General features: G+C 39.4%; 20 protein-coding genes. 15 read left to right on the top strand and 5 right to left on the bottom strand.

Annotated features, from left to right (window positions below; genetic code table 11):
• Nucleotides 1-74: 74 nt before the first annotated feature.
• The 7 genes from L2737_RS01025 (at nt 75) to L2737_RS00995 (ending at nt 10,951) form a co-directional block, all read left to right on the top strand.
• A complete protein-coding gene (locus tag L2737_RS01025; RefSeq protein WP_248954471.1) occupies nt 75-491 on the top strand; it encodes a DUF4402 domain-containing protein in 417 nt (138 codons plus the stop codon).
• Nucleotides 492-778: 287 nt separating this feature from the next.
• A complete protein-coding gene (locus L2737_RS01020) occupies nt 779-1,114 on the top strand; it encodes a PBPRA1643 family SWIM/SEC-C metal-binding motif protein (RefSeq protein WP_229367928.1) in 336 nt (111 codons plus the stop codon).
• A 391-nt stretch (nt 1,115-1,505) separates the two neighbouring features.
• Entirely contained in the window at nt 1,506-2,069 is a 564-nt protein-coding gene (locus tag L2737_RS01015) for a cupredoxin domain-containing protein (RefSeq protein WP_248954470.1), read from the top strand.
• Nucleotides 2,069-4,423 carry a bifunctional diguanylate cyclase/phosphodiesterase gene (locus L2737_RS01010; protein ID WP_248954469.1) on the top strand — a complete coding sequence of 785 codons (2,355 nt, stop codon included), beginning with the start codon at nt 2,069-2,071 and terminating at the stop codon, nt 4,421-4,423. Before L2737_RS01015 ends, L2737_RS01010 begins: the two co-directional genes overlap by 1 nt.
• A 40-nt stretch (nt 4,424-4,463) precedes the next feature.
• Entirely contained in the window at nt 4,464-5,690 is a 1,227-nt protein-coding gene (locus L2737_RS01005; protein ID WP_248954468.1) for a hypothetical protein, read from the top strand.
• A gap of 141 nt (nt 5,691-5,831) precedes the next feature.
• Entirely contained in the window at nt 5,832-8,939 is a 3,108-nt protein-coding gene (locus L2737_RS01000) for an ImpA family metalloprotease (RefSeq protein WP_248954467.1), read from the top strand.
• A 485-nt stretch (nt 8,940-9,424) separates the two neighbouring features.
• Nucleotides 9,425-10,951 (top strand): MFS transporter, encoded by a 1,527-nt coding sequence (locus L2737_RS00995; protein WP_229367936.1) that lies wholly within the window; start codon nt 9,425-9,427, stop codon nt 10,949-10,951.
• Between the two features lie 78 nt (nt 10,952-11,029).
• Here L2737_RS00995 and L2737_RS00990 read toward each other — a convergent pair whose 3' ends face one another.
• The 4 genes from L2737_RS00990 to L2737_RS00975 form a co-directional block, all read right to left on the bottom strand.
• Nucleotides 11,030-11,662: an acetate uptake transporter gene (locus L2737_RS00990; RefSeq protein ID WP_102529827.1), complete on the bottom strand. Its 633-nt coding sequence runs from the start codon at nt 11,660-11,662 to the stop codon at nt 11,030-11,032.
• 635 nt (nt 11,663-12,297) lie between these two features.
• The gene (locus tag L2737_RS00985; RefSeq protein WP_248954466.1) at nt 12,298-14,667 is read right to left on the bottom strand and encodes an OmcA/MtrC family decaheme c-type cytochrome; all 2,370 of its coding nucleotides are present in this window, start codon (nt 14,665-14,667) and stop codon (nt 12,298-12,300) included.
• A 381-nt stretch (nt 14,668-15,048) separates the two neighbouring features.
• On the bottom strand, nt 15,049-16,008 hold the full coding sequence (locus tag L2737_RS00980; protein ID WP_248954465.1) for a LysR family transcriptional regulator: 960 nt from the start codon (nt 16,006-16,008) through the stop codon (nt 15,049-15,051).
• Nucleotides 16,009-16,084: 76 nt separating this feature from the next.
• Entirely contained in the window at nt 16,085-16,807 is a 723-nt protein-coding gene (locus L2737_RS00975) for a pseudouridine synthase (protein WP_248954464.1), read from the bottom strand.
• A gap of 123 nt (nt 16,808-16,930) precedes the next feature.
• On the opposite strand from L2737_RS00975, the gene glnD reads away from it, so the two are divergent.
• The 7 genes from glnD to L2737_RS00940 all read left to right on the top strand — a co-directional run bounded on the left by glnD (nt 16,931) and on the right by L2737_RS00940 (nt 23,977).
• On the top strand, nt 16,931-19,579 hold the full coding sequence (gene glnD, locus L2737_RS00970; RefSeq protein ID WP_248954463.1) for a [protein-PII] uridylyltransferase: 2,649 nt from the start codon (nt 16,931-16,933) through the stop codon (nt 19,577-19,579).
• Nucleotides 19,580-19,610: 31 nt separating this feature from the next.
• On the top strand, nt 19,611-20,129 hold the full coding sequence (locus L2737_RS00965; protein ID WP_248954462.1) for a YcxB family protein: 519 nt from the start codon (nt 19,611-19,613) through the stop codon (nt 20,127-20,129).
• A 112-nt stretch (nt 20,130-20,241) separates the two neighbouring features.
• Nucleotides 20,242-20,520: a hypothetical protein gene (locus L2737_RS00960; RefSeq protein ID WP_248954461.1), complete on the top strand. Its 279-nt coding sequence runs from the start codon at nt 20,242-20,244 to the stop codon at nt 20,518-20,520.
• Nucleotides 20,521-20,698: 178 nt separating this feature from the next.
• Complete coding sequence (locus L2737_RS00955; RefSeq protein ID WP_248954460.1) at nt 20,699-21,574, top strand: MipA/OmpV family protein; 876 nt, start codon at nt 20,699-20,701, stop codon at nt 21,572-21,574.
• A 2-nt stretch (nt 21,575-21,576) separates the two neighbouring features.
• Nucleotides 21,577-21,993 (top strand): DUF3019 domain-containing protein, encoded by a 417-nt coding sequence (locus L2737_RS00950; protein ID WP_229367956.1) that lies wholly within the window; start codon nt 21,577-21,579, stop codon nt 21,991-21,993.
• The gene (locus L2737_RS00945) at nt 21,993-22,706 is read left to right on the top strand and encodes a winged helix-turn-helix domain-containing protein (RefSeq protein ID WP_102529836.1); all 714 of its coding nucleotides are present in this window, start codon (nt 21,993-21,995) and stop codon (nt 22,704-22,706) included. Before L2737_RS00950 ends, L2737_RS00945 begins: the two co-directional genes overlap by 1 nt.
• Before the next feature lie 17 nt (nt 22,707-22,723).
• The gene (locus tag L2737_RS00940) at nt 22,724-23,977 is read left to right on the top strand and encodes an ATP-binding protein (RefSeq protein WP_248954459.1); all 1,254 of its coding nucleotides are present in this window, start codon (nt 22,724-22,726) and stop codon (nt 23,975-23,977) included.
• A 125-nt stretch (nt 23,978-24,102) separates the two neighbouring features.
• On the opposite strand, the gene L2737_RS00935 is transcribed toward L2737_RS00940, so the two are convergent.
• Nucleotides 24,103-24,408 (bottom strand): DUF1289 domain-containing protein, encoded by a 306-nt coding sequence (locus L2737_RS00935; RefSeq protein WP_102529838.1) that lies wholly within the window; start codon nt 24,406-24,408, stop codon nt 24,103-24,105.
• A gap of 235 nt (nt 24,409-24,643) precedes the next feature.
• Here L2737_RS00935 and L2737_RS00930 point away from each other — a divergent pair, with 235 nt between their 5' ends.
• Nucleotides 24,644-25,186 carry a DUF4136 domain-containing protein gene (locus L2737_RS00930; protein WP_248954458.1) on the top strand — a complete coding sequence of 181 codons (543 nt, stop codon included), beginning with the start codon at nt 24,644-24,646 and terminating at the stop codon, nt 25,184-25,186.
• Nucleotides 25,187-25,216: the final 30 nt, after the last annotated feature.

Here is a 25,216-nt window from a genome sequence, read left to right as displayed (position 1 = left end):
CACTGTTTATAAATCCACCAGCTATTACACTCTATATGATGAATTAAATTTAAATCACTAATAGGGAATTGCTGATGTCACTTTTTATGCTCGCAACAGCCATTGCCCAAGCAAATTTCACCCTCATTGCGCCTGTAGCTATAGAACAAACTCAAGAACTAAATTTAGGTAATATTACCAATCAAATGAGCGTGTATTGTCAGTTAGACCAGCATCAGAGACAAGGTAATGGTTGTATTGCTTCTGATAATCAACTGGGGCAGTTCATGCTCACTGGTAATGAACAATCCAATGTTGAAGTGATTGTTTATGCTAACAGCGGCGATGATATTTTATTTACGCCTATTTTACCTAACGGTAGTCAGCAACAAACATTTCAATTAACCCAGCAAAGCACCATGTTCGAAGTTGGTGGAAAGGTCGATGTATTAAACGAGCAAGCCAGTGGCCATCAAACCTTGTCGTATACCGTCGAAGTAAACTATCAATAGAAACTCACTATCAATTGATTTTAATTATAAAATGAGCAACTTCGAAATTATCAATCGTCCACACCAATCACCATCATCTGAAATCAATCGTCGCAATTTCAGCACAGATACCTAATATTCAGCATTTATTCGCCATTTAATTAGTCAAATGCACCTAATTCCTGTATAAGCTTCGCCTCTACTTAGATTTTTCACTAATGGTATGACTGGTGTTGCTATAAACAGCATGACTGCCGTTATTAAAACCGTTTTAATCTCTTAATATTAAATGATGGGCAGGTACAATTATGTCAGATAAATTTTTCTTTAAAGGCCGTCAAACGCCAAAACCTGCTTACGGTCAAAGTGGCTACAATACCAAGCGCCAAGCCAAAATAGGCACTGAAGCAAACCCGTTAGTATTAAGCGTGCAAACAGAAGCCCGCATGCAAGAAGTTCAGCAAATGGTTGAGCAACGTAAATTGCTTGCAAACATAACCGTTAACTCTGATGTCGCTGAAGATATCTTGCAATTGGAAGGTATATTAAATAAACCCACAGCGGTAACAGCGGAAGCCAAGATTAACCGTAATGACCCATGCACTTGTGGCAGCGGTAAAAAATATAAGAAATGTTGTGGTTAGAAGCTGACCTTGACCAAAGAGTCAAAAACCACTTGTGTACATAATAAATATTTATTAAAGCAAAACTTCGGTTTTGCTTTTTTTTTACTATATTTAAAAGAGTTAGGGAATTTAGCGCCTTTTTGAAATATTTTTTGCTTAGCCACGTTCTTATTATTTTAACCACCTTCTATCTTACTAAAGACAACAACTTAAGCACAGCATGATTGTTTTAAACGATAGAGTCGGGACTTAGCACGACTTAGGGCATCCAGCTAATAAAATACTAGAGGTAAATGTGATCAAACATTCAAAGGTAAAATACAGACTCATAGCTGGAATAGTCTTTCCCCTCTTAAGCTCACCAGTCCTCAGTAATAACTTTATGGTAATAGATTCAAATAATACCCCCATGGCTAATATGGTTGTATATCTCACACCCACAAATGAAGAATATAAGCAGCAACAGCTGAAAATGCCGGTTAAAAAACCTGTTGAAGTTCATCAAGAAAATAAACAGTTCAGCCCCTATATCACCGTGATGCAAAAAGGTTATCAGCTAAAGTTTGTTAATGACGATGACATTACCCACCATATCTATTCAGCATCTGGACCAAAACGCTTTTCTTTTAAATTACGTAAAGATAGCTCTCAGAAAGATCTTGTTTTCGATCAGGCAGGACATATTTCTATGGGCTGCAATATTCATGACTGGATGAGTGGGCATGTTCTTGTGGTTGATACACCATTTTTTGGCGTGACAAATAACCTAGGTATGGTTGAATTTAATAGCATACCTGAAGTTCAATATCGCCTAGACATTTGGCACCCACAGCTACAAACTAACAATAATACTTATAGCCAAACTGTCACTACGCCTTTACTTGAAACATTGACGATTCAAGTTAATGCGTCAATGGATGAAATCCCTACACAACAAAGTTTAGATGACTTCGAATTCTTGGAAGGTTATTAATGCTTAAATTCTTTAGCAGTATCCAAACCAGAATATTCGCCTTTTTCATGTTGCTACTCATTGCTGTACAGGCAATTTCCTTTGCTTTGACTTATTTCGCCAATAAACGTCTTGAACAGCAACAACTCGAAAGCCAGCTTTCAATTGCCGAGTTAGTATTTAAATCAGAATACGATAATCGTAATTATTACTTAACGGCATTTGCCGAAACAGCAGCAAAAGATTTTGGTTTAAAAGAAGTCTTTATTGATGATGATAGGCGAAGCTTTTTAGTTGCCTTAAACAATCATCGTAAACGGATTAATGCAGACTTAGCCATTGCAGTCGATAAACAGGGCAATATTATAGGCCAGTTATTAACAACCCCAGATGGTGCAAACAAGGGCAAAGTCAAAGTAGGCCCCGAACAAGGTAAGCAGTTTCGTACGCCTCTAGCGACAGAGTTTGAAGTGATAAGTCCACTGTATTCTTTAGATAACTATATCTACCAATTACGTTTTTCACCTTTAACCAGTGGTGCATCAAATATCATTGGTTGGGTCGGTTTTGGCTTTATTATTGGGGATGAATTAGCTCAGTCAATATCTAATCAAACAGGCTTAAACACCGGATTTATACTGGCTAAAGAGCAGCAAAAAAATCAACTAATCAGCTTATCAAGCAACACTTATTCTATAGATGCTAACCAAGCAATTGATAGTTTCATTCAACATAATCACCTTCATGACGACTACATTTTATGGCAATCTGCATTAGGTAAAGTAGAACTCAACGGCGCCAACCAAGCTCAACTTCATGCTTTCATGTTCCTGAGCCGTAATGACGCCCTTCAATCGTCCCAAGAATACTGGTTTCAGCAATTATTGCTGCTGTTAATAATATTACCCATTTCACTATTCGTAGCATTTATCATCGCCCGAGGTGTCACTAAACCACTCACATTACTGATCAAACAAGCGAAGTATATTGCCAAAGGAAATTACAACTCCAAAGTTGAAGTGGGAAATAGTGCAGAAATGCGAGAACTCGCAGAAGAGTTTACTGTGATGCAACAAGCCATATTAAGCAGAGAAAACAAAATAGCTTTTCAGGCATATCACGACCCGTTAACTAACCTTGGCAACAAAAATGAGCTAATACGGATCACTTCAGCTTGGTTTGAGGCGAAGTCCCCTATCGCTATCTGCCAGATAAATATCCGCCGTATGACAGAGATAAACGGCACACTAGGCCATGTTGTTGGTGACTTGGTCATTAAAGAAGTGGGTCTTAGGCTGGCTAGCTTTAACGAAATAGATTCTATTTGTCGCCTTAATGGCGATGAATTTGTTGTCGCGATTGAACACTCCGATCAGAAAAAGCTCATTCAATCAATAAACCATATTCAAAAATCTATTGAAGCTGAATATTGCTATCAAGACATATCTCTGCATTTACAAACAACTATTGGGGTTAGCTTTGTTCATTACCCTAGCGATCTCGAAACGCTACTTCGGCAAGCTGATACAGCACTTCAGCATGCAAAGAAAAACCGTTTACATCTGCAAATTTACCATCAACAAATTGATGTTAATACACTAGACAGGCTGCAATTAGTCAATGACTTAAAACCTGCCATTGAACATGATGAGCTAGTGTTATTCTACCAGCCTAAACTTAATCTAAAACTCAACAAAGTCACTCATGTGGAAGCTTTGGTTAGATGGCAACATCCAGTAAGAGGCATGATCCCACCTGATAGCTTTATCCCAATTGCTGAAAAAATGGGACAAATGAATGCCTTAACTCGATGGGTCATTGATCAGGCACTCAGCCAATACCTTCAATGGAAAGAACAAGGGATTGAACTGTCAATTGCTGTAAATATCTCAGCGGAAAACTTAAAAGATGACCAATTCTGTCATTACGTGTTACAAGCCATTAAAGATAAACAAGTCCCAATAGATGCCTTAACATTAGAGATCACCGAAGATGCTGTGGTCGCCGATCCTGAGTATGCAATAAAACAACTTACAGAGCTCAGACAACAAGGGCTGACACTCTCTATCGATGACTATGGTACAGGATATTCATCATTGGCTCAGTTAAAGCAATTACCTGTTCAAGAACTTAAAATTGATAAATCTTTCGTACAAAACCTTATGGTTAATGAAGATGACCAAATTATTGTTAGCTCCACGCTGCAGCTAGCACATAACCTAGGATTAAAAGTGGTAGCGGAAGGGATTGAAGATGAAGGTTCACTAAAGTGGCTAACGCAAAGAGGCTGCGAAATGGGGCAAGGTTTTTATCTCTCAAGGCCAATTGAAGCAAAGGCGCTAACAACTTGGTTATCACAATCAGCTTATAGCTAGGTGAGCGATTAATCCGTAAAAATAACAACAAGGTTCACGGATGAGAAAATGGATTTGGATTTTACTTATATGTAGCAACACCACTTTAGCTGCTGAGCATAGCGTTTCAGCCATTATCGATACAAGGCTCAGTCATACACAAGGGATAGATTCTTATGCTAACGGCGGTTTAGGAAAGTTTCGTTTCGATGAGGGCAACCAATTATCATTAGCTCAAGCAGGACTAACCTATAAAGTCGATTGGGAAAACCCACTTTCAGCTCAAGTTACCGCTAATGGATATATTGATGGAACTCGCGATGGTATAGGACTGACAGAAGCCTTTATCAAATACCGAGGCCTGCCCTTGGATAATGGGCTTAGATTACATGCGAAATTAGGCTTAATGTACCCGAGTATTTCACTGGAAAATATTGCCACTGCTTGGTCTTCTCCTTACACGCTCAGTTACTCCGCTATTAACAGCTGGCTAGGAGAAGAATTTCGCCACCTTGGGGCTGAATTAACTTTAGAGCGTCTTGGAAAGTTCCACTCTTCTAAGCATGACTTTTCAGTTTCGGCAGCGATATTCCAAAATAATGATACTGTCGGAGCCATGCTAGCTTGGCATGGCTGGACAATAAGTTCTAGGCAAACCCTTAGCCACGAAACTTTACCTTTAAGTAATATGCCAAGCCTTGATGGGGGCAGCCTTGATGAACAAGCTAGAGATTCAGACCCTTTTATTGAGTTAGATAATCGCTTTGGCTATCACGTACATGCTAAATGGAAGATTAAAGGAAAAGGTGAATTTTCTTTTGGTTACTACGATAACAACGCCGATACCACCATTGTCAAAAATGGCCAATATACCTGGTTAACTCAGTTTTACCATGCAGGGATGAGATTTCGACTTCCATACAAAATTGAGCTTATCAGTCAATTTATGAATGGGGATACATTAATGCAATCACCACAGGCCATTGATGTGGTGAATAATGAGTATCAATCAGCCTTTTTACTGTTAAGTCGCCGTTGGGATAAGCACCGTCTCACAATGAGAGTAGAACATTTTGATGTCACTGATAATGATCTTACGCCTGATGATGACAATAATGAAAAAGGCCAAGCTCTGACCGCATCTTATCAATATCGATTATTAAAAAATTGGTTTATCCAAGCCGAGTATAATTATCTTGATTCAACACGCCCTGCTCGCATTGAGCAGAATTTACCTTCAACGTTAACTGAACAGCAATATCAACTGGCTACACGTTGGTATTTTTAATCGCTGTTGCCTACCCCTTCCAACCACCTATAGCCCGTTACAAAGTGTATCACATTCATCCAAATTACCGCGTTTACAGCGACGTAACAAAGCGCCATAATCAGTAAAATATCAATACAAAATAATAATAAGAAGTAAAAAATGAAACAGAAATTACAGCTGATAAGTTTATTTACCATACTTGTATTAACCACCGCTTGTGGAGGGGGAGATTCTTCAGAGGATTTGCCAATTGAACCACCAACGACCGAGCCTCCTACAACTGAACCACCAACAACTGAACCCCCTACAACTGAACCACCTACAACTGAGCCCCCTATAACTGAGCCACCAACAACCGAACCTCCGACACCAGAACCGACAGCACCTAGCATTGAAACAATCTCTTCGATCACTTCGTGGAATGATGAATTGATCGAGGTAACTGCGCTAGTGTCTATTGATGCTAATGCTACGGCAACATACCTATGGCAACAAACTGCTGGAGAAAACGTCAACCTTAGCGGGGTTGAAACCCAGACAGTCACCATTGATGGGCAACAACTACAGCAAAATGAAACGATAGAATTAAGCTTCACTGTCACTGACAGTAACAACCTAACTGCTAATATCAACACCACTGTTACGTTAAACGATCGCATAAGCGCCGCACTGAAATCAGGGGATGCTTCAGATTTACTTTCATCAAGTAAAACAGAACAATTCACTCAGTCATTAATAGAACGAACTGAACAGGTTATTATTGATGCTCAAGAACAGCAGAGGCAATTCTTAAGCACGGTTTATGCTAGTGACACTATTGATTATTCGCCTGGTAAAAACTCTCAAATGATCATCATTAATGATGCGATTCATGGCTTTCCTTCGGCGCCTACATACGAGTTAATTCGAGGCAATCAAGGACGCATCTTAGCCGCTGCAACTGAGCAAGATACTGTGCGACACGCTGCATTTGGTACCAATATTTTTTCAAAATTCAATGCGGGTCAATTTACAGACTTTGAAAATAGCTTCCAACGGTTACTAAGTTGGCAAGTTAAACAAACGCTATCAAGTGAATCAGCCTTTAATGTTGCTACATTTAGTTTGACTGAGAACCACAGCAATAACGTTCAAACCTGGTTTAGCACACATTATCCCAATGTTTCGTTTTCATCATGCTCAGACACTAGCTTTAGCAATGAGCAAATAAGCCAATGTTTTTCTGAAGTAGATTTAGTTGTGGTTGCCTCTGACGCTATGCTCACCGATGAGCAACTAAGCTTTGGTCTGTCGGTCGCCAGTACACAGAGCATCCCGACGTTATATACCCACCAGCACTCTTGGAATAGCTCAGCACAAACCCCTATTGTGTTGGGACATATGAACTTTACTATGCAATCAATTGGAGGCCCTGGTAATTATTTTGCAGATGATAAAGCACTGTGGGCGTCAGCTTCTGAAATGCTTGAGCAATTTCCAGCATTTGTTGATGAATATCGCTGGGTAAATGCATTTAAAAACAATACTCTGCCTTTTAACTTTTCAACATGTGCTGATGATTGCGCTCAATTGTATGACGATGAATATAAGCCGAGTTTACAAACCATCAAAAGCCGGATAAATGCGCTTGATACCAGTAAAGAAAATATCTTTACGCATGATGGTCAATTTCTTGTGTATAAATCTCTCATCGTGCTCGGTGATTTATTCCGCGATGGCATCAATTATCCAATGGACGTAACCACCCTTGATAATATGTTATTTGCCAAAGCGTATTTTGCCGACCATACCATGGCTTATCAGCGACCTATAAGTCTTACGCCTCAATCGCTAGGTAACTTTAGCCGAACAGATTTTTCCCACATCAACCTAGTTGATAAGAATGTCTCAATAACCAGTAAGAAAAACTTCCGTTCAGCCGGTGTTTACGTCATCCCAGGACAAGCATTTACTGTGACTCGTAATGACCAAAGCGCAGTAAAAGCATGGGTATTTATTAACACCCAGCGTTCAGGTTCAACCAAAGAATTTGATGCTAGCAGTTATAACCGCCCTAAGTATTTACAATCTCAGCATATCGAAATTGAAGCGGGAGAAACCTTAACTCTCTCGTCAGCTTATGGCGGCCCAATTCAAGTTAAATTTGATCAAAATGACTTACCAGTATTATTAGACTTTGAACAAGTAGGACAACACCCTTACTGGCGAGAAGGCGATGATGCAGTCAAGTTTGCAGCAGATCTTGCCAGCGCAAATTTTGACTGGGCGGAAATTGCTAGCCCGCATTTTGAAGTGCATTCTCAAACAGAAAAAATGCAGCAAACCATGGAACAATACCCTCGCTGGTCAACTGCCGATACCATGGCGCAAGCTATGAATAGCAATTTACATAACTATCCTCATATTTTAGCTGGATTCCAAGGCCCTAATATCAATACGGTGGACGAAATAAGCAACTTTGCCACTGCACATAATATTGAGATGGTTGAGTTAGATATAGTGAAACATATGAATGCCGATCAAGCGACCTGTGGTTCAGGTTGTTCCGGAAACCCATATGATGCATTTTGGTCTTTTAACCCTTTAGGGCATGGAGATATTCACGAACTTGGTCATGGCCTTGAAAATAAGCGACTAAGGTTTGATGATTTCGATAGTCACGCCTCTACTAATCCATATTCATATTACACAAAATATATGAACTACCTTGAGCATGATGAGCTACCTAATTGTCAAAATCTGCCAATAGAAAATGAATTTGCACTACTGCAACAAAGCAAAAAAGAGGCGGATCCTTTCGCTTATATGCAAAGTGCTAATTTCACTGCATGGAACCAGGGGATGTCTATCATGGTTCAAATGTATGCTATGGCTCAAAATCAAGGCGCGTTAAGTAATGGCTGGCATCTTGTTCCACGTTTGCACATCATCTTAAATGAGTTTAATGCTAATAAAGGCAATGCTGACAATTGGAATGCTATCAAGGCCAATATTGGTTTTAATAATTATACCAATGAAGAAGCTGATGCAATGAGCCAAAATGATTTCTTGGCCATTGCAATGAGTCATGCAACTAAACTCAATTACCTTCCCCTTTACCAATTATGGGGGCTCACTGTCACTGATAAAGCTAAGCAACAAGTTAACGATACTGGTTATCCTGCAGTACCAGAACAAGTATTTGTTTTTGAAGGTGATGGATATTGTTATGGGCTAGATTTAGACACTGTAGAAGTAGATGGCGAGCAAAGTTGGCCATTTAACTAGCCGTTTAACTAACTATTTTATGATAAATGATGACATGTTGAGAGAGTGATTCTCTTACCATGTCATCAAATAGTTTTATTCATTCAACGATGACGACTTTTGCTAAACGTTGAAGTTCACCTCTCCCTTTAACAATAATAACCATTTTAAATACCCCTTTAGAATTTCCTCTCACTCATTATCAAAATGAACAAGCTTGGTTGGGTATAAACATTTGATTCGTTACTTAAAGATTAACTGGCCACTCATCACCTTGATGACTGTGATACCACCTCTTTTGTGGTTACTTTCAATAGAGCGAGTAACGAATTTTTACATTCGTTCGTTGTTAAATGAACAGGCTAATTTCTATTCATTTTGTTTACCAAACAGCCCAATATCACAACTAGTCTAACTTTCTGTAACCGTTCCTTTGGTAAATCCTCACAAATTAGGTAAAGTGTCAGCCGACCTATGTTAATAATAATCATAATAAAGGGTGACATATGAGTGAAAGTTCACACTCGGGTAACGACCTAAGTGAAGTAAAACAGCTAGGCATGTGGGCGTCTATTGCCAGCTTGAGCTATATATTTTGGATAGTGGGCGGCATGGAGCTGGTTGAGCGTATCGCTTACTATGGCGTTAAAGCCAGTGCGGGGTTATACGCTAAAACACCAGTTTCTGAAGGTGGTTTAGGGATTAGCCTAAGCGACTATGGTGTCATTATTGCGATATGGGCAATGATGCAAACCTTCATTCCCGTGTTTACCGGCGGTATTTCTGACCGCGTCGGCTATAAAGAAACCATCTTTGCTTCCACCATAATCAAAATTATGGGCTATCTAGTGATGGCTATGTTTCCAAGTTTTTATGGTTTTTTGATAGGGGCAATTTTGCTCGCTGCGGGTACCGGGGTATTTAAGCCAGGTATTCAAGGTACCTTAGTCTTATCTACAGGACGACAGAATACATCAATGGCTTGGGGGATATTTTACCAAGTGGTCAATATTGGTGGTTTCCTTGGTCCGTTAGTCGCTGTACATATGCGCCAGCTATCCTGGGATAACGTGTTTTATGCCTGCGCAGCGATAATTTCATTCAATTTCTTGTTTTTATTGGCTTATAAAGAGCCAGGTAAAGAAGAAAGACTTGAACGCAACCGCAAAATTAAAAGCGGCGAAATTAAACAAGAAGCACTGTGGCGTGATGCTTTACACGAACTTAAAAAACCTGTGGTCATTTACTACATGTTAGTGTTTGCTGGCTTCTGGTTCTTATTTAATGCCCTATTTGATGTATTGCCGATTCATATTGCTGAGTGGGTTGATACCAGCGTGATTGTGACCTCTTTATTTGGCCCTGAAGGTACTTCTAATGGCTTCTTCCAGTTTTGGTTAGGACTCGATAATACAGGCACAAAAGTCATGCCAGAGGGAATGCTTAACCTCAATGCCGGCATGATCATGACCACCTGTTTCTTAGTGGCTGCGCTTACTGCGAAATATCGGATTACCACCGCTATGTTAGGTGGTTGCTTATTGAGTATTTTGGCATTTGTATTGATAGGAGCTACCAATGCCGCTTGGATGATTGTTTTGGCCATTGCGCTTTTCTCTTTTGGCGAAATGATGATTAGCCCTAAGAAAAATGAGTTTATGGGTAACATCGCCCCTGAGGGCAAAAAAGCCATGTATTTAGGCTTTGTAATGCTTCCGCAAGGGATAGGCTGGACACTGGAAGGTTATTTCGGCCCTAAGCTATATGAAATCTATGCATCGAAAGAAATTTTCTCTTTGCAGCTGTTAGGCGAACGAGGTATGGATGCAGCAAGTGTTGCAGCAATTCCTCAAGGTGAAGCCTTTAGTACACTAGTCGCGTACACTGGTGAACCTGCACAAGAGCTAACAACATTATTGTATAACACACATAATATCGGTATGGCGTGGTACATCATTGCTGCTATTGGCACTATCTCAGCTGTGGGTATTTTCTTGTACGGTAAGTGGTTGTATCGTCTGCAGCAAAGCTAATAAACTGAGTTAAACCCAAACAAAAAAGCTGACCCAAAGGTCAGCTTTTTTATTATGAACCGAGCTATTAAAACGTAATTAAGCTGCTTTTAATGTCTCGTTAGTGTCTGCTACAGAGACAACTTGAGCTTGCTTTAGCTCACCAACAGGTAAAATCACCCGGCCATATTCAGCGTTTAATACTTGTGCCATGGCAAAATAAATTGCACTTGCGCCACAAAAAATGCCTTCAAAACCTGCAATCGTACCTATTAGTGCTGAACCGGTGAAATCACGGGCTGCAAGTAGGAAAAATAATATTGTTAATGAACCAAATACCACCTGCTTAGCACGAGGGTAACGCAATGAACCGACGAACATAAACGCAGTAAATACGCCCCACAAACCTAAATACCACCCCATAAAGCTTGCTGGACTTGCTTGTGAAATGCCCATTTCAGGCATAACTAACAAGCCCACTAACGTTAACCAGAATAAACCATAAGAAGTAAATGCAGTGGTGCCAAATGTGTCACCACGCTTGAAACACATCATGCCAACAATCACTTGACCAATACCGCCATAAAATATCCCCATAGCAAGGATCATTGCATCAATCGGAAAAAAGCCCGCATTGTGAATGTTCAATAATATGGTGGTCATACCAAATCCCATTAAACCTAAAGGTGCTGGGTTAGCTAATGGTTGAGATACTGGTAAAGGTGTCGACATGGCTTGCTCCTAAATGATACTCACTGAGTATGGGCAGGTTTTAATGTAAGGGTCGTTGATGGGCAAATCGGTATAAAAGCCCGCTATAAACACAAACATTAAGATAAGTTAATTAAACTGCGGCGCATTGTAAGGAAGCAAACGAAAACAGACAAATTGGCAGTAAAAGACCATGATTAGCAATTTTTACAGGACAATCGTAACTCAGCTTTAATTGCCAATATGAAATTGACACATATAAAACTCTTTAAATACAAATAACTGAATGATTTCGAGTGAATAATAATTGGTATCAGACCTAAAACATTCAACTGACAAAATACAATACGCGTGCTCTTCACAATCTGAAAATAATCACTTCTCGTCAGTTGGGCTTAAGTCACATTTATAAACAATGGTTGTCTTGACTCACAATTAAAGGGGTTTTGTATGAATAAACGCCTTTGTAAAGTCAGCTTGTAATGATGAATAATTGCTCAAGTTCACATTATCAAACATTAGTTAAACGATGATGCAATGAACTGACTAATGATCGTTTTAGCAAAAGAAAAAGGAGCCCAGAAGGCTCCTTTTACATTTATCTGCATCTTGCAGGACTACAGAAAAATGTTCACTTTACAACTTAACAATTAAGACTAGTGAGCTGCACCAGAATGCATTTTGTCGATACCGTAAGTTTTACCTTCAGCGTGACAAGTAGAACAAGACTCAACTGGTACATCAGCGGCAGATTCAACGCCATCTTCATAAACTGTCGCGCCATTACTCTTAAAGTGAGCTAACGCTGCTGCACCTGAGTGAGCATGACAAGTACGACAAGCTTCTGTTACTGGAGAAATGTAATTAACAGTAGCTCCGTAATCATTACTTTCAGCGATTGCAGTGCGTCCAGACGTTAATTCACCGTCACCAGCAAAGAAGGTCATGTCATCACCGTTTGAATCGACATCTTTATGACAAGCTTGACAGTCAGTTTTAGATGCAGGGTAATTAACCCAAGTTTCACCATCTTCACCTAAGTAGATACCGCCGCCTGTGCTACCCGCAAACATACCACTATGGAAACGGTGAGCTACAGTTGCTAAATCACGGTTGTAGTACTCTAAACCTTCAATTAGTTCAAATGTAGGTTCGCCATCTTCGTCAGTACCAGCTTGCTTATAAACATCGGCATGATACGAACCTGGATAGTTATTGTTGTGACAATCTGCACACTGAGTAAAGTCAGTCACACCATGGCGAGGGGCTTTAATGTGAGACATGTTGTCATGACAAGCATTACACTTAGCTTCATCAGCACTAGTGCGATCATTCATCGCTTGTGTTGGCATGGTGAAGTTTTCAAGTGAAGAAGGCACAAAGCGTAAATTTTCTTCTGTTTCAACACCGACAGCTGCAACATCGTCAAACATGAAGAACTTAGTCACAATATTAGCTGGAATAGCGATTTCACACTCTTCATCTGTGCCTAAAGTCGTTCTATCAATGACCATACCTGACTCAATGTCACCACACATGTTGAACTCAGAACTTACTGATAAGGTTTTTCCGTCAAGAGAGTTGGCATCAATAGCTTGAGATAAAGTGAGTTTACCGCCAGTAGTAACAAATAAACCTGAACTAGTATCAAGGCTTAAACCACGAACATAATCACCATTTTCATCTAAAGTACCCATCATAATTGCATGAGCATAGCCTTCAGCAGCTAAATAATCGGCTAAAACGGTACCATCTGCAGGTGTTTCGCCATTGATCGTTACGTCGACAACAACAGTTAATTGATCAGCTGCAACTTCAGCAGACATAACATCAAATACAACACCGTCTTTTAACGTTCCACGAGCACCCACTGCGTGAGCTTCAACTGGGCTCAAACTACCAGCGCCATGACAACCTGAACACGATGCATCACTTTCTGGCACGATACCGCGGTGATTATCGCCAGTTTCGAAGTCAACATCGGTATGACAAGACACACAAGCTTCAGCGTATACATTGTCATTCCATTGTGTGCCGCTATCGTGACATGTTGTACATTCATTTAGCTCAGCAGGGAAACCTATTTCACCGAACATCTCTTCGGCTTCACCTTCAAGATCGAGATGATGACCCGCATGAAGTGTGTGGATCATTGTATTCCAGTTGGCATTCCAACCAACCGCTGGATCATCTTCACCGCCAGCGATAGCAGGGTTATGACAAGCAACACAATTTTCTACTTTTTGATAGTTATGATGTGCGCCGATGTTTGCAATGCGCGTATCTGTATCTGCGTAGCCGTCTAATTGACTATGACATTTGATACACGCTTCATTTGATACTGAATCCTTAACAGAAATAGCTAATGCACCAGTTGCAGGAATGAAGTCAATCGGTGTGGAAAGTAACTTATCTGAGACATCTGCGCCTGAACTGTCTAGCACATCATACGAACGAACCATCACACGATAAAGATTATTAGCATCGCCATCAGCAAGTACGATTGGGGCTGCACCATCATGCTCCCAAGTACCTGTATAAGTGCCAGGAATTGCTTCATCTTCAACTAACGTACAAGCATCAACTACGCTACCCCAAGATGTGGTTGAGCCCTCAGGAGTACAATACATGTAATAGCCAGCATCGTTAGCCATTGCATTATTTTCCCACAATACTGGCGCGCCAGTGTCTGTGGTATTAGCTGCTTGGTTCAATACATAAAAACCAACTTTTTCTAAACCTGTAAATGGAAGCGTTTGACCTTTAGCATTCTTGCCCGTTACTGTAAATTTGACGGCAAATTCATCACTACCTACCACCACAATATCTTCAGGCGCTAACGTCAGCGTGAAATCTGCTGCAACATCAACTGTATCAACAACATTACCTATAGATGTACCAGGTTCGCCAGGGGCACCTGGTTCTCCAGGTGCGCCATCTTGCCCATCATCACCATCACTACACCCGGTTAACCCGATAGCTGCTATTAAGGCAACCGCGAGTATCGACTTTTTATATGTTCTCATTATCGTATCCCTTTATTTTTAGGTATTTGATTCTGCTTTAGCAGTAACCTAAATATAAAAGATACCTCTTTAGATGTATTATTCTTGTATTGCATTTGTGACTAGAATTGAAAGATGCTTACTACAAAATTTTACAATTCGATTTTGGTAATTTCTATATCTAAAATCCAGATTACTATCAATGTGATACATTCAAAAAACATTGATTTAGATCATATCCAAAACAAAATAAAACCGTCTTAAGAACATTACTAATTGAAAGCGGTGGCTGACTTTTACAGTTATTCAGCGCTAAAAAGAACATAAAAAAAGATGAAAACCAAAAAAAACGAAGAACTAAGTTCTTCGTTTTAAATGTCTAACTAAAGATGAATGTCTTGATTATTGGACAACTAACTCAAGAACTGAATCGAGGATTATTTTGCGACTTGTTTCACAATAACGTCTGTACGGCAAACCTCTTTCAATCAAATTGTACTCAGGTATAAGGCTGTTACCTAACAGCTTTTGCCTTTCATACGCAGGTAATTTCTCCACGCGAAGGTCGGTAAAGTTTACTAACGCATTAGACTCAGCTGTACTCATAAAGCTGATACTTCTCATTGTCAGTAAGTGACAAAACCACTCTTCGATTGACTTTACTCTACTAACGTTTGGTAGCTCTACTCCGAGCTGACGGCAAAATATCTGAAATGGATCCAATTTATCATTAAACCCCTTACCTTCGAGAATTAAAAAATGATGGTTAGCGACATTATCTAGACTAATATGACTACTATCCCAAATTGAGTGATTTCGTCTCGCTATGATTGAAGTCGATAGTGATGTTCCAATGACTTCTGACTCTAGTTCTGAAATGGCAGCAGGACCAAAGTTGATGCCTAAATCAATATCACCTTGATGAATTTGCTCTTCCGTATTTTCATCCCACATATGGATTCTAACTTTACCCAATTGCTCCATGATCTCTTCACGACCTAAGCTCATTGACAAAGAAGTCATAATGATTGGCGTTACGGCGATATTGAGTACTTTTGACGAGTTGGTATTGTTGCCCTCGCAGGCAATTCGTTCAATATTCATTGCCGACTCACAAAAATCGCAAATTGGTAGGTATAAATGTTCAGCTAATGCGGTGGGTTTTAGCCCCTGCTGACGCCGGTAAAATAATTCATCATCAAAAGTTAACCTTAATGTTGTTAAGCAACGACTAATTTTAGGAGCTGAGACGTTTAGCTGTCTAGCAGCAAGGTTAGCAAATCCAGTTTCGTAAATAAGTTTAAACACCATTAAACTGAATATGTCTAATTCACTGATTTCTTTTAGCGCTTTTATGTCCATTAGATAACCTAAAAAGATACATTCATCAAAACATATCATGAACAATGTAAAGATTTATTGATCCGCCCCCAAACAATTAAGTTTCAATTAAGCTTTCTGTGACGAGCACCTCAACCTCGTCTAAAGGCCGATACTCACCCTGTTTCAAGGCGTTATCTAACAAAATGTTACCAATGGATTCTCGATGAAGTGCAACCACAGGGTTTCTAAATCGACCAAACATTCGTTTTATTTGATGATATTTACCTTCTTGCAGAGTCACCCTTGCTTGAAATTCCGACACAACCTCAAGCTTTGCAGGTTTAGTGGTGATGTCTTCATAACCAAAATACATTCCGTCACTAAAAGCACTGATATAGGAATCGTCAATTGGATTAGCAAGCGTGACAAGGTATTGTTTATCAACCTTGGTTTCAGGCGCCATTAGCGCTTGCGACCATTGACTGTCATTGGTGATTAATAATAACCCTGTCGAATTTAAATCTAAACGTCCAGCGATATGCATTAGCTCAAAATCGATGCCATCGAGTAAAGATAATGCCGTCGGATGAATATCATCTTTAGTTGCACTGACAACCCCTGTCGGTTTGTTAAGCATGTAGTACTGGCGAGAATGTTGTTGTAAGCCATTTCCATCTAATAGGATTTGGCTAAATTCATTAATCTGCTTATCAACCTCTTTACAGATTCGTCCATCGACTTGCACCCTATTTTCAAGCAATAGCAACCTAACTGCTTTTTTAGAAACCTGTAATTTCTGAGCGATGAATTGGTCCAGTCGACTTCTTTTACTACGCATAAATAATTTGTTCTCATTTAACTATTTAAAAGAATTAACTTATTCTTATTCATTTTATCGGTTCGTTTGAGTTAATAAACCAGATCGAATACCCTGTTTGTGGGCAAAACAATAAGGAGTAATATGTCTTTGCAACCAGCTTATCCGATTTTACAGCCAGAAATGAGTATTGTAGAGCTTAAACAAGCCATTACTGAGTTTGATACCTGGTTAGAACAACAAATCAGCAGTTGTTCTATCGCAGAAATTCTGCAGCACCGAGCGCAGTTTTTCGACATATTACTAAACCACCTTTGGCAAGCCTTTCAATTCGAAACCGACACTATCTCCCTCAATGCTGTCGGTGGCTACGGTCGCAAAACGCTTCACCCTTTTTCAGACATAGATATTTGTATTATTCACGATGACGATTTATCTGCGACTGATGCCAGCACGCTAAGTGATTTTTTAACCCAATTATGGGATTTAGGCTTAGATTTGGGCCATGCTGTCAGACGTTTAGATGACACATATCTAGCCTGCAGTGAAGATGTCACCATTGCTACTACCTTACTTGAAATCAGACATATTTGCGGCCACGAAAACCATCAACACCAAGTCATTAGTAAGCTATATGGTGAAACCGTCTGGTCAAGCGAAGCATTTTTTGTGGCAAAATATGATGAACAAAAAGGCCGCCACAATAAAGCTCAAGGCACCGCATTCAATATTGAGCCAAATTTAAAAAACAGCCCTGGTGGTATGCGTGATATTCAAACCATCACCTGGATAGCAAGAAAACATTTCTCCATTGATGACCTAAAAGATTTGCGCCGGCTCAAATTTTTAACCGATGATGAATATGCCGAATTAATGGAGTGTCAAAACTTCATTTGGCGAGTGCGCTTTGCACTACACCAAGCCTCTAATCGACCAGAAAACCGGTTGTTACTTCAACATCAAGCAGAAGTTGCTCGTCTGCAAGGCTTTGGCGATAGTGGCAATATCGCTATTGAAAAAATGATGCGTCAGTTATTCAGAGCCATGAAGCGTATTCGCGAACTTAACCTGATGTTAATGGCCTATTTCGAACGTGAAATCGTGCCGCAGAAAAAGCCTGACATAATTCAAATAAATGAAAACTTTCAAATTTACAACGGTCAGATACATGCTGAAAATCAAGATGTATTTATTGACCGTTCACAAATCATGTCTATGTTTAACTACATTGCTATCCATCATGAGAAAGTCACAGGGATAACGCCTGAAACACTAAGATTACTTAGACAAGTGCGTCGACGTTTGATGGGCGATTTACAAGATTACCAGGTGTGTCGCGAACTTTTTGTAAGCTTATTTAAGAACCCTCATGGCATGGGTTTAGCGATAACCTTAATGCATCAGCACGGTATTTTAGCGTCATATTTACCCCAATGGCGTGAAGTCGTTGGGCAAATGCAGTTTGATTTATTTCATGCCTATACAGTCGATGAGCATACTCATAAACTGCTTAAAAACTTGTATAAATTAACTCAAGATACCGTCCCAAGCGATCAAAAATTAGCAGCGGATATTTTTGAACGTTTTCAAGCTAAAGAGTCCATCTTATTTGCTGCATTATTCCATGACCTTGCTAAAGGCCGCGGTGGAGATCACAGCGAATTAGGCGCAGTAGATGCTAAGTTATTTGCCAAATTCCACGGACTTAAGACGTCCCAGCAACAGTTAATCAGTTGGCTAGTTGAGCAGCATTTATTAATGTCTATCACCTCTCAACGTATGGATATTCACGATCCTGAAGTGGTTAAAACTTTTGCTAAATCTGTAGGGAGTATTACCAAACTTGATGCACTGTATTGTCTAACGGTTGCAGATATTCAAGCGACAAATGATGACTTATGGAATGACTGGAAAGCCAGCTTACTCACTGACTTATACTTTGCAACACGTAAAGCTTTACGTAATGGCCTTGAAAATGTGTTGCAATTAAGAACGGTAGTCAGAGAGCATAAACAAGAAGCTTTAGGATTAATTAACGCTGATGAAACGCAACTCGTTGCTGTTAACCGACTATGGAAACGCCTACCGCTGTCATTTTTCAGTAATGCTATTCCAACAGAAATAGCTAAATATACGTTGGGCATTTTAGAACATGAGTCAGCCTTTGAACATCAGTTATCCTCTTCAGAAGAAAATGTCACTGAGCCGCCATCATTAATTATACTTGATGACAGTAGCGTAAAAGGTTGTAGCGACGTCTTCGTTTATACCAAAGATAGACCTGGGCTGTTTATTTCGCTGTTTAACACCCTGTCGACACTAAAAATATCGGTTAACCAAGCGCAGATATCTAAAACCAAAGATGGTTATGTTGTTGAGGCATTTAAAGTGCTCGATTTTGACGGCAAGCCTATTTTTAGTGACCAAAGACGCAAACAAGTGACTAAAAAGCTACGCCAAATATTAGATGACAATATGTCACCACCTAAAAACCGACCATCAAGACACACTAAAAACTTTGACAATAAACCGACAATTGAATTTATTCATTCTAAAAAAGCAGATAGAACTCTAGTACACATTTTGGCATTAGAAACCCATGAATTTATGGGACAAATAGCGAGTGCATTCAGAACGCTGGATCTCAACATTCACTCTGCAGCAATCAGTACGGTGGGTGAGCGTGCGGATAATGTATTTGCCTTATCTAACCAGCATGGGGCCCAGTTAACTGAGTTAGAGCAAATAGAGTTACAGGAAAAATTAGTCAAATCGATCACTTCAACCTTATAATTGCGCCATTAAAGTCGATTATGAGTGCAATATGTCAACTAGCAATACACCATCTACTTCTGAAACCGATAACTTAACTGATATCGGTTTCAGTTTTTCTCAAGAATACATTTTAGATAAATCTCATTTCGCAGAGACATTTGATCAGTCAGTCGTCATCAATAACAGTCCAAAGCGATATTTAAAAGCTATCGCCTTTATTGTGGCTGGCTTTTTAATGACTCAAACTGACGTGTCGCCTTACCTTGCATACTTCTTTATTGGTCTTGGCGCTGTAGAGGGACTACAAGTTCGTTTCAATCGTGCATGGTGGTTAATGAGACAACTCATCAGTAAATCTGCCAATAACCCGGTAACATTAACCATCAGTGAACAAGGCATCCATTCTAAGTCGGCTTATATTGACCATTTACTAAAATGGACTGATATCGTTCGCGCTAAAGAAACTGAACAGGGTTTCTTATTAACCACTGAAAATCTTAAACATTATGTTTCTAAACGCTGCTTAAATTCAGCCGCCATCAACTTTATAAAATTAAAAGTGAACTAATTTTACTCATATCTGACTAATAAACTGCTCAGTTTATGGGCAACATATGATTCGTTAACCATAAAAAATCTATCCGTAAATATTAATAATAAGTTCTCATAAAGGACAGACTATGAAACATTCATTACTCTTAGCGACTGCACACATCACTATTATTACCACTTATTTATTTTGCTCTTTTGCAAATGCCAATGCCAATGAAGTGGAAGTCCCAAAGGACACTCTTATCTCTTTGACCGATGCTTGCAGCAAAGTCGCCGCTGAAGAACAAATTGATTCTATCGAAAAGCAACAGTTTGTATCTGATTGCGTTAATGCTCAATTAATCGAAATGGGATATCAGCGACAGCAGTCGCTAGCAAAAACAGAAATAGCAAAAGACAACCTATAACCTTTAAAAACATTAATTTACCAAAAAACAATACAGCAAATAACACATGCAACAACCGAGACTTACAAGTATCAGTTTGTATCAATTTAATTAAAGCAATTTTTCCGACCTCGATTTAGTGATAAAGTCGCATTTATTAGCTGTTTTAATGTTGATATAAATAGGTTGTTTGTTTCTGATGTATCAAATTTTTATCGTCTTTTTAGTGTTATTTTTAACCACTACACCTGTAATGGCAGACGAGCCATGCCAAGAAGATGGTGATTGCGTTGTTGTCGGAGAATGGGATATTAGTGTAGCTTTCGGCTACGGCAATAAAACCAATCCCATTACTGACTATGACGACATTCCTCTTTATGCAATCCCATCAATAGCTTACTACGGTGAGAGCTGGTTTTTTGATAATTTCAATTTTGGTTACACCTTAACCGAGCAAGAAAATTTTACGATTAACCTAGCGACAAGTTACAGTTCCGAACGCGCTTTTTTCTATCGTTGGGATCCATCTAATATTTTCTTGCCACAATCGGCAAATGTTGATTCTCACACTGTTCTACCTCCTATTGGTGGTTTCGGAATTCAAGAAGCCAGCCAACCTCTTGTTTTAAATGAACTTGAAAGTAGAAACTTCACCGTATATGGTGGAGTAGAACTTTTCTGGTATGGCAAGTTTGGTGTGTTACAACTCGCTGCTGCTCATGACTTATTAAACGTCCACAATGGACAAGAAGTGAATATTAGTTGGAACTATTCCCTTGCAGTTACTGATTGGCGCTTTGATTTAACCTTGAAGTCAGAGTGGAAAAGTTCAGAAGTTATTGACTATTACTTTGGTCTTAGAGCCAGTGAGAGTGCATACTGGAGCGAAGAATACCAACCAAGTTCAGATTGGAGTAACTCAATAGAACTGACAACGCGTTATAGTATTTCAACTAGCTGGGATTTACTTCTAGCTGCGCGTTATACCCAATTAGCCGATGAAATAATCGACAGCCCAATTATTGATGAAGATTACTCGAGCTCCTATTTCGTTGGAGCTGCATATAGGTTTTAAGCTTGTTCGTTAAAGAGCAAAAGGTCTATCACTTTTTCGGTATATTAATACTGATTTTTAGTGCTTTCTATGCCAAAGCTGATACGCTTACCGGGCAAGCACAGTTTTCGGCTACCCCACGTTTATGTCTTATTGATGCTGGTGACAGCATTTGTGAAATTGACATTGTGCTAAAATGGCAGCTCGACACTGAACAATTGGTGTGTATCACTTCAAATTACCCATCCATGGCTCAGTGGTGTAGTGACTCAGTTAATGAACACTCATTGCAAATTTCTGTAAAAACAGACAAAAATATTCATTTTGTCTTAATAAATAAAAATAATAATAATGAATTGGCGGACGTACGATTAAAAGTCACCACAACGTCAGAGACGAAAGTTCGTCGACGTTACCGTAACCCTTGGAGTTTATTTTAATGGCAACCCCCCAATCAACTCATAGAGTTTTGTTGGTAGAAGATGATATCCGTCTCGCCAATTTAATTGTGGACTACCTAAAGTCACACGATATGCACGTTGAAGTTGAACGACGTGGCGATACCGTTTTAACACGATTGATTAGTTACAAGCCTGATATTATTTTACTTGATATCATGTTACCTGGACTTGATGGATTAAGCCTGTGTGAAAAACTACCTGATTATTTTTCGGGTCCAATATTATTAATGAGCGCATTAGGCTCTCCGGAAGACCAAATCAAAGGCCTAGAATTAGGTGCTGATGATTACGTGGTTAAGCCTGTAGATCCTAGCTTATTAGTTGCCCGTATCAATAATTTACTGCGCCGTCAGGCACAACCATCAAAACCAGAGTCTCACTGCTTAAGTTTTGGTAAATTAAGTATTGACCCTCATACACAAGCGATTCGTTTAGGTAACACTGAAGTTGATCTTACCAGTCATGAGTTTGAATTATTATGGCTACTTGCATCGCAAGCAGGACAAGTATTAAGTCGTCAGTACATATACCAATATCTGCTTAATATCGACTTTGATGGTAAAGATAGAAAAATTGATGTGCGTATTTCTCGCTTACGTAAGAAATTAGGCGATAGCATCGAAACACCATTCAGGATCAAAACTGTATGGGGACAAGGTTACTTATTCGCGCCAGAAGCGTGGAATAACTAATCGAGTTATAGAAGACTTTGAAAAGACTCTTCATCAGCCTATACCTATTATTAAGCTTAAGCTTTTTGGGTATAGGCTGGACATTAGATAGCCTCTGGCAGCAACAAGTTGAAGATAATGACAACCTTGACTCACCTTTAATCGCCTTTGGTTTGCTTCTCGCTCAGCAACCTAAAGCCGATCGCCAAGCCCAACTTGATAAGATCAATAGACAATTCCCTTACCCACTGCAATTATTCGAAAAAAACGAAATAGCTTTAAGCGGTGAAGTCGTATTTTCTGAGACACAGATTATCACGACTACAGCTGATAAAAGCCATGAATTACAATTTATTGCTGTAGGTGATCAAGTATTAATGGCAGGCCCAGTAGATATTGATCCCCGTGGACAGTTACGTAACATATTCACCATAGGCTTCTATTTATCCTTAGCTTTTGTTGCTTTAATTTGGGTTTGGCCGCTATCAAAAGATTTAAAAACCTTAAAAAAGGCCACTCAAAATTTTGGCGAAGCCAAATGGAATACCCGCATTGAACTAAATGCCAGCTCTCAAGTTGCGCCGCTTGCAAATACCTTTAACGATATGGCACAACATATCAGTGACTTAATCGATAACCAAAAGCATCTATCAAATGCCGTTTCGCATGAAATTAGAACGCCATTAGCAAGATTGAAATTTGCCCTCGCACTTCTGCCACAGTATTGTCAGCCGAAAAGTGATGAGCAGCGAAGACAAAATTTCCTTGATGAAATGCAGTTAGATATCAAAGAAATGGAAACGTTATTACAGGAATTACTTACCTACGCCAGCCTTGAAGTTCAACAAGAACCAAGCCTAGAAAAATGCGAATTAATCAGCATGATTGAAGAACTTTCAGCGCGCTTGACGCCACTCAGTGATAAACCAATTAATTTCCATTATGCGAGGAATGAAATGTGCATCATGGCAGAGCCTCCACTGGTAGAACGTGCAATCCAAAACCTTATCACTAATGCACAAAGATATACTCAAACTAGCATTGAGCTGTATTTAAGTTATGATGAAAGGTTAGTGTTTTTATCTGTGGTTAATGACGGTGAAGCGATTCCAGAAGAAGACCAAGAAAAATTATTTGAACCTTTCTACCGCAGTAAGTCACAACATAAAGGCAATAAAGGTCACGGCTTAGGTTTGGCCATTATTAAGCGAATTATGCATCGTCATAAAGGCAGAGTGAACCTAGTGAGTGATGAAGATAACACGTCATTTACTTTGATTTGGCCTAGATAGCATTGAAATGTAAAACTTAAGCCTGCGACTGATATCTAAACGCAAGCATAATCAATAACTAACTCAGAAAATGAGTAAGGTTTAAGGGCTACCGTTGAGGATTGTTTCAAAAAGTCCAAATGTAATTAGTCTAAAGAAAAATCGCCAAAATCTAATTTATCTTCTTTTTCTTCTTCAAAATCCAACTGAGGATTCACTTTAGCTTGTTGTTCTTTAACAGCAATTTGATGAGCTTTATATTTTGCGTATTGTCGACGACGTTTGCGTTGCAAGCATAAACGAATAATATTGTGCTTTTGCGCATCATTGAAATGGAGCCAGTTAAAACGCTCATCTCTGTTTCTAAGGCAGCCCACACAATAACCGCGCGCATCAGTTTGACACACACCTACACACGGACTTGGTACCGAAAGAAAACTGAGCTGCTCCATATCCTCGCTTTATCATTGAACAATTATTGTTCTAATCTAGCACTAATTTAGTAAAAGGCATATTCGAAAGACCTTAATCATCATATAAATCATAGTTTAATATAGGTATAACATTGGTTAACTAGGTTAAATTGAATTAAGCTATTAACAATAAGACTACGGCTATACCGTCAAAATGATGAAACTTTCCCCAACCTTTTATCGGTTATTAGCAGCAAACACCTTTGGAGTTCCTATGATTTTTCGCCATCTTTTATTACTCTGTTTTATACTCACTATCAGTGCTTGCCAAAGTACCAAAAGTAACTCCGACTACGACACAAAGTACGATTTTAGTCAGTTAAAGAGTTTCCACTTCATTGAAACTCCCGACCAAGGTGACCAACTGAGCGCCGAACGAATTCGAGCCAATATACGAACAACATTAATTGCAAAAGGCTTCACAGAACAAGCAGAGCAAAGTGACTTTCTTATCAGCTATGCCTTCCTCACTAAAGACAAACCTAAGAGTTCAGGCCTTTCTATTGGCCTAGGTACTGGCACTAGTGGTAGTCATGGTGGAGTGGGTGTTGGCACTAGCATGGGCATTCCTATTGGCAGCGACAGTGCTAAAATTCAAGTGATTCAAGTTGATATGATTGATACAAAAGAAAATCGACTGATTTGGCGCGGCACTGATGAATTCGATTTTGAAGCCGGTGGCGATGAAAAAGTGGCAGAAACCAGTAAAACTATCAACCAAATACTCGCTCTATTCCCGCCACAGCCGAAAAGCTAAACTAACTACCAACTAATAATAAAAAAGTCC

Origin of the sequence: Shewanella electrodiphila (assembly GCF_023283985.1) — a bacterium.
Lineage (GTDB): Bacteria > Pseudomonadota > Gammaproteobacteria > Enterobacterales > Shewanellaceae > Shewanella > Shewanella electrodiphila.
The sequence above is the reverse complement of the archived record's forward strand: the minus strand, read 5'-3'. Positions and strand labels throughout refer to the sequence as shown.

What these genes read in the sequence shown, in the direction of transcription:
- L2737_RS00960 (WP_248954461.1), top strand. Translation starts at nt 20,242, where the DNA reads ATGAAACATTCATTACTCTTAGCGACTGCACACATCACTATTATTACC.
- glnD (WP_248954463.1), top strand. Translation starts at nt 16,931, where the DNA reads ATGTCTTTGCAACCAGCTTATCCGATTTTACAGCCAGAAATGAGTATT.
- L2737_RS01005 (WP_248954468.1), top strand. Translation starts at nt 4,464, where the DNA reads ATGAGAAAATGGATTTGGATTTTACTTATATGTAGCAACACCACTTTA.
- L2737_RS00990 (WP_102529827.1), bottom strand. Translation starts at nt 11,662, where the DNA reads ATGTCGACACCTTTACCAGTATCTCAACCATTAGCTAACCCAGCACCT.
- L2737_RS01025 (WP_248954471.1), top strand. Translation starts at nt 75, where the DNA reads ATGTCACTTTTTATGCTCGCAACAGCCATTGCCCAAGCAAATTTCACC.
- L2737_RS00955 (WP_248954460.1), top strand. Translation starts at nt 20,699, where the DNA reads ATGTATCAAATTTTTATCGTCTTTTTAGTGTTATTTTTAACCACTACA.
- L2737_RS00985 (WP_248954466.1), bottom strand. Translation starts at nt 14,667, where the DNA reads ATGAGAACATATAAAAAGTCGATACTCGCGGTTGCCTTAATAGCAGCT.
- L2737_RS01000 (WP_248954467.1), top strand. Translation starts at nt 5,832, where the DNA reads ATGAAACAGAAATTACAGCTGATAAGTTTATTTACCATACTTGTATTA.
- L2737_RS00975 (WP_248954464.1), bottom strand. Translation starts at nt 16,807, where the DNA reads ATGCGTAGTAAAAGAAGTCGACTGGACCAATTCATCGCTCAGAAATTA.
- L2737_RS00965 (WP_248954462.1), top strand. Translation starts at nt 19,611, where the DNA reads ATGTCAACTAGCAATACACCATCTACTTCTGAAACCGATAACTTAACT.
- L2737_RS01020 (WP_229367928.1), top strand. Translation starts at nt 779, where the DNA reads ATGTCAGATAAATTTTTCTTTAAAGGCCGTCAAACGCCAAAACCTGCT.
- L2737_RS00995 (WP_229367936.1), top strand. Translation starts at nt 9,425, where the DNA reads ATGAGTGAAAGTTCACACTCGGGTAACGACCTAAGTGAAGTAAAACAG.
- L2737_RS00945 (WP_102529836.1), top strand. Translation starts at nt 21,993, where the DNA reads ATGGCAACCCCCCAATCAACTCATAGAGTTTTGTTGGTAGAAGATGAT.
- L2737_RS01010 (WP_248954469.1), top strand. Translation starts at nt 2,069, where the DNA reads ATGCTTAAATTCTTTAGCAGTATCCAAACCAGAATATTCGCCTTTTTC.
- L2737_RS01015 (WP_248954470.1), top strand. Translation starts at nt 1,506, where the DNA reads ATGGCTAATATGGTTGTATATCTCACACCCACAAATGAAGAATATAAG.
- L2737_RS00930 (WP_248954458.1), top strand. Translation starts at nt 24,644, where the DNA reads ATGATTTTTCGCCATCTTTTATTACTCTGTTTTATACTCACTATCAGT.
- L2737_RS00980 (WP_248954465.1), bottom strand. Translation starts at nt 16,008, where the DNA reads ATGGACATAAAAGCGCTAAAAGAAATCAGTGAATTAGACATATTCAGT.
- L2737_RS00935 (WP_102529838.1), bottom strand. Translation starts at nt 24,408, where the DNA reads ATGGAGCAGCTCAGTTTTCTTTCGGTACCAAGTCCGTGTGTAGGTGTG.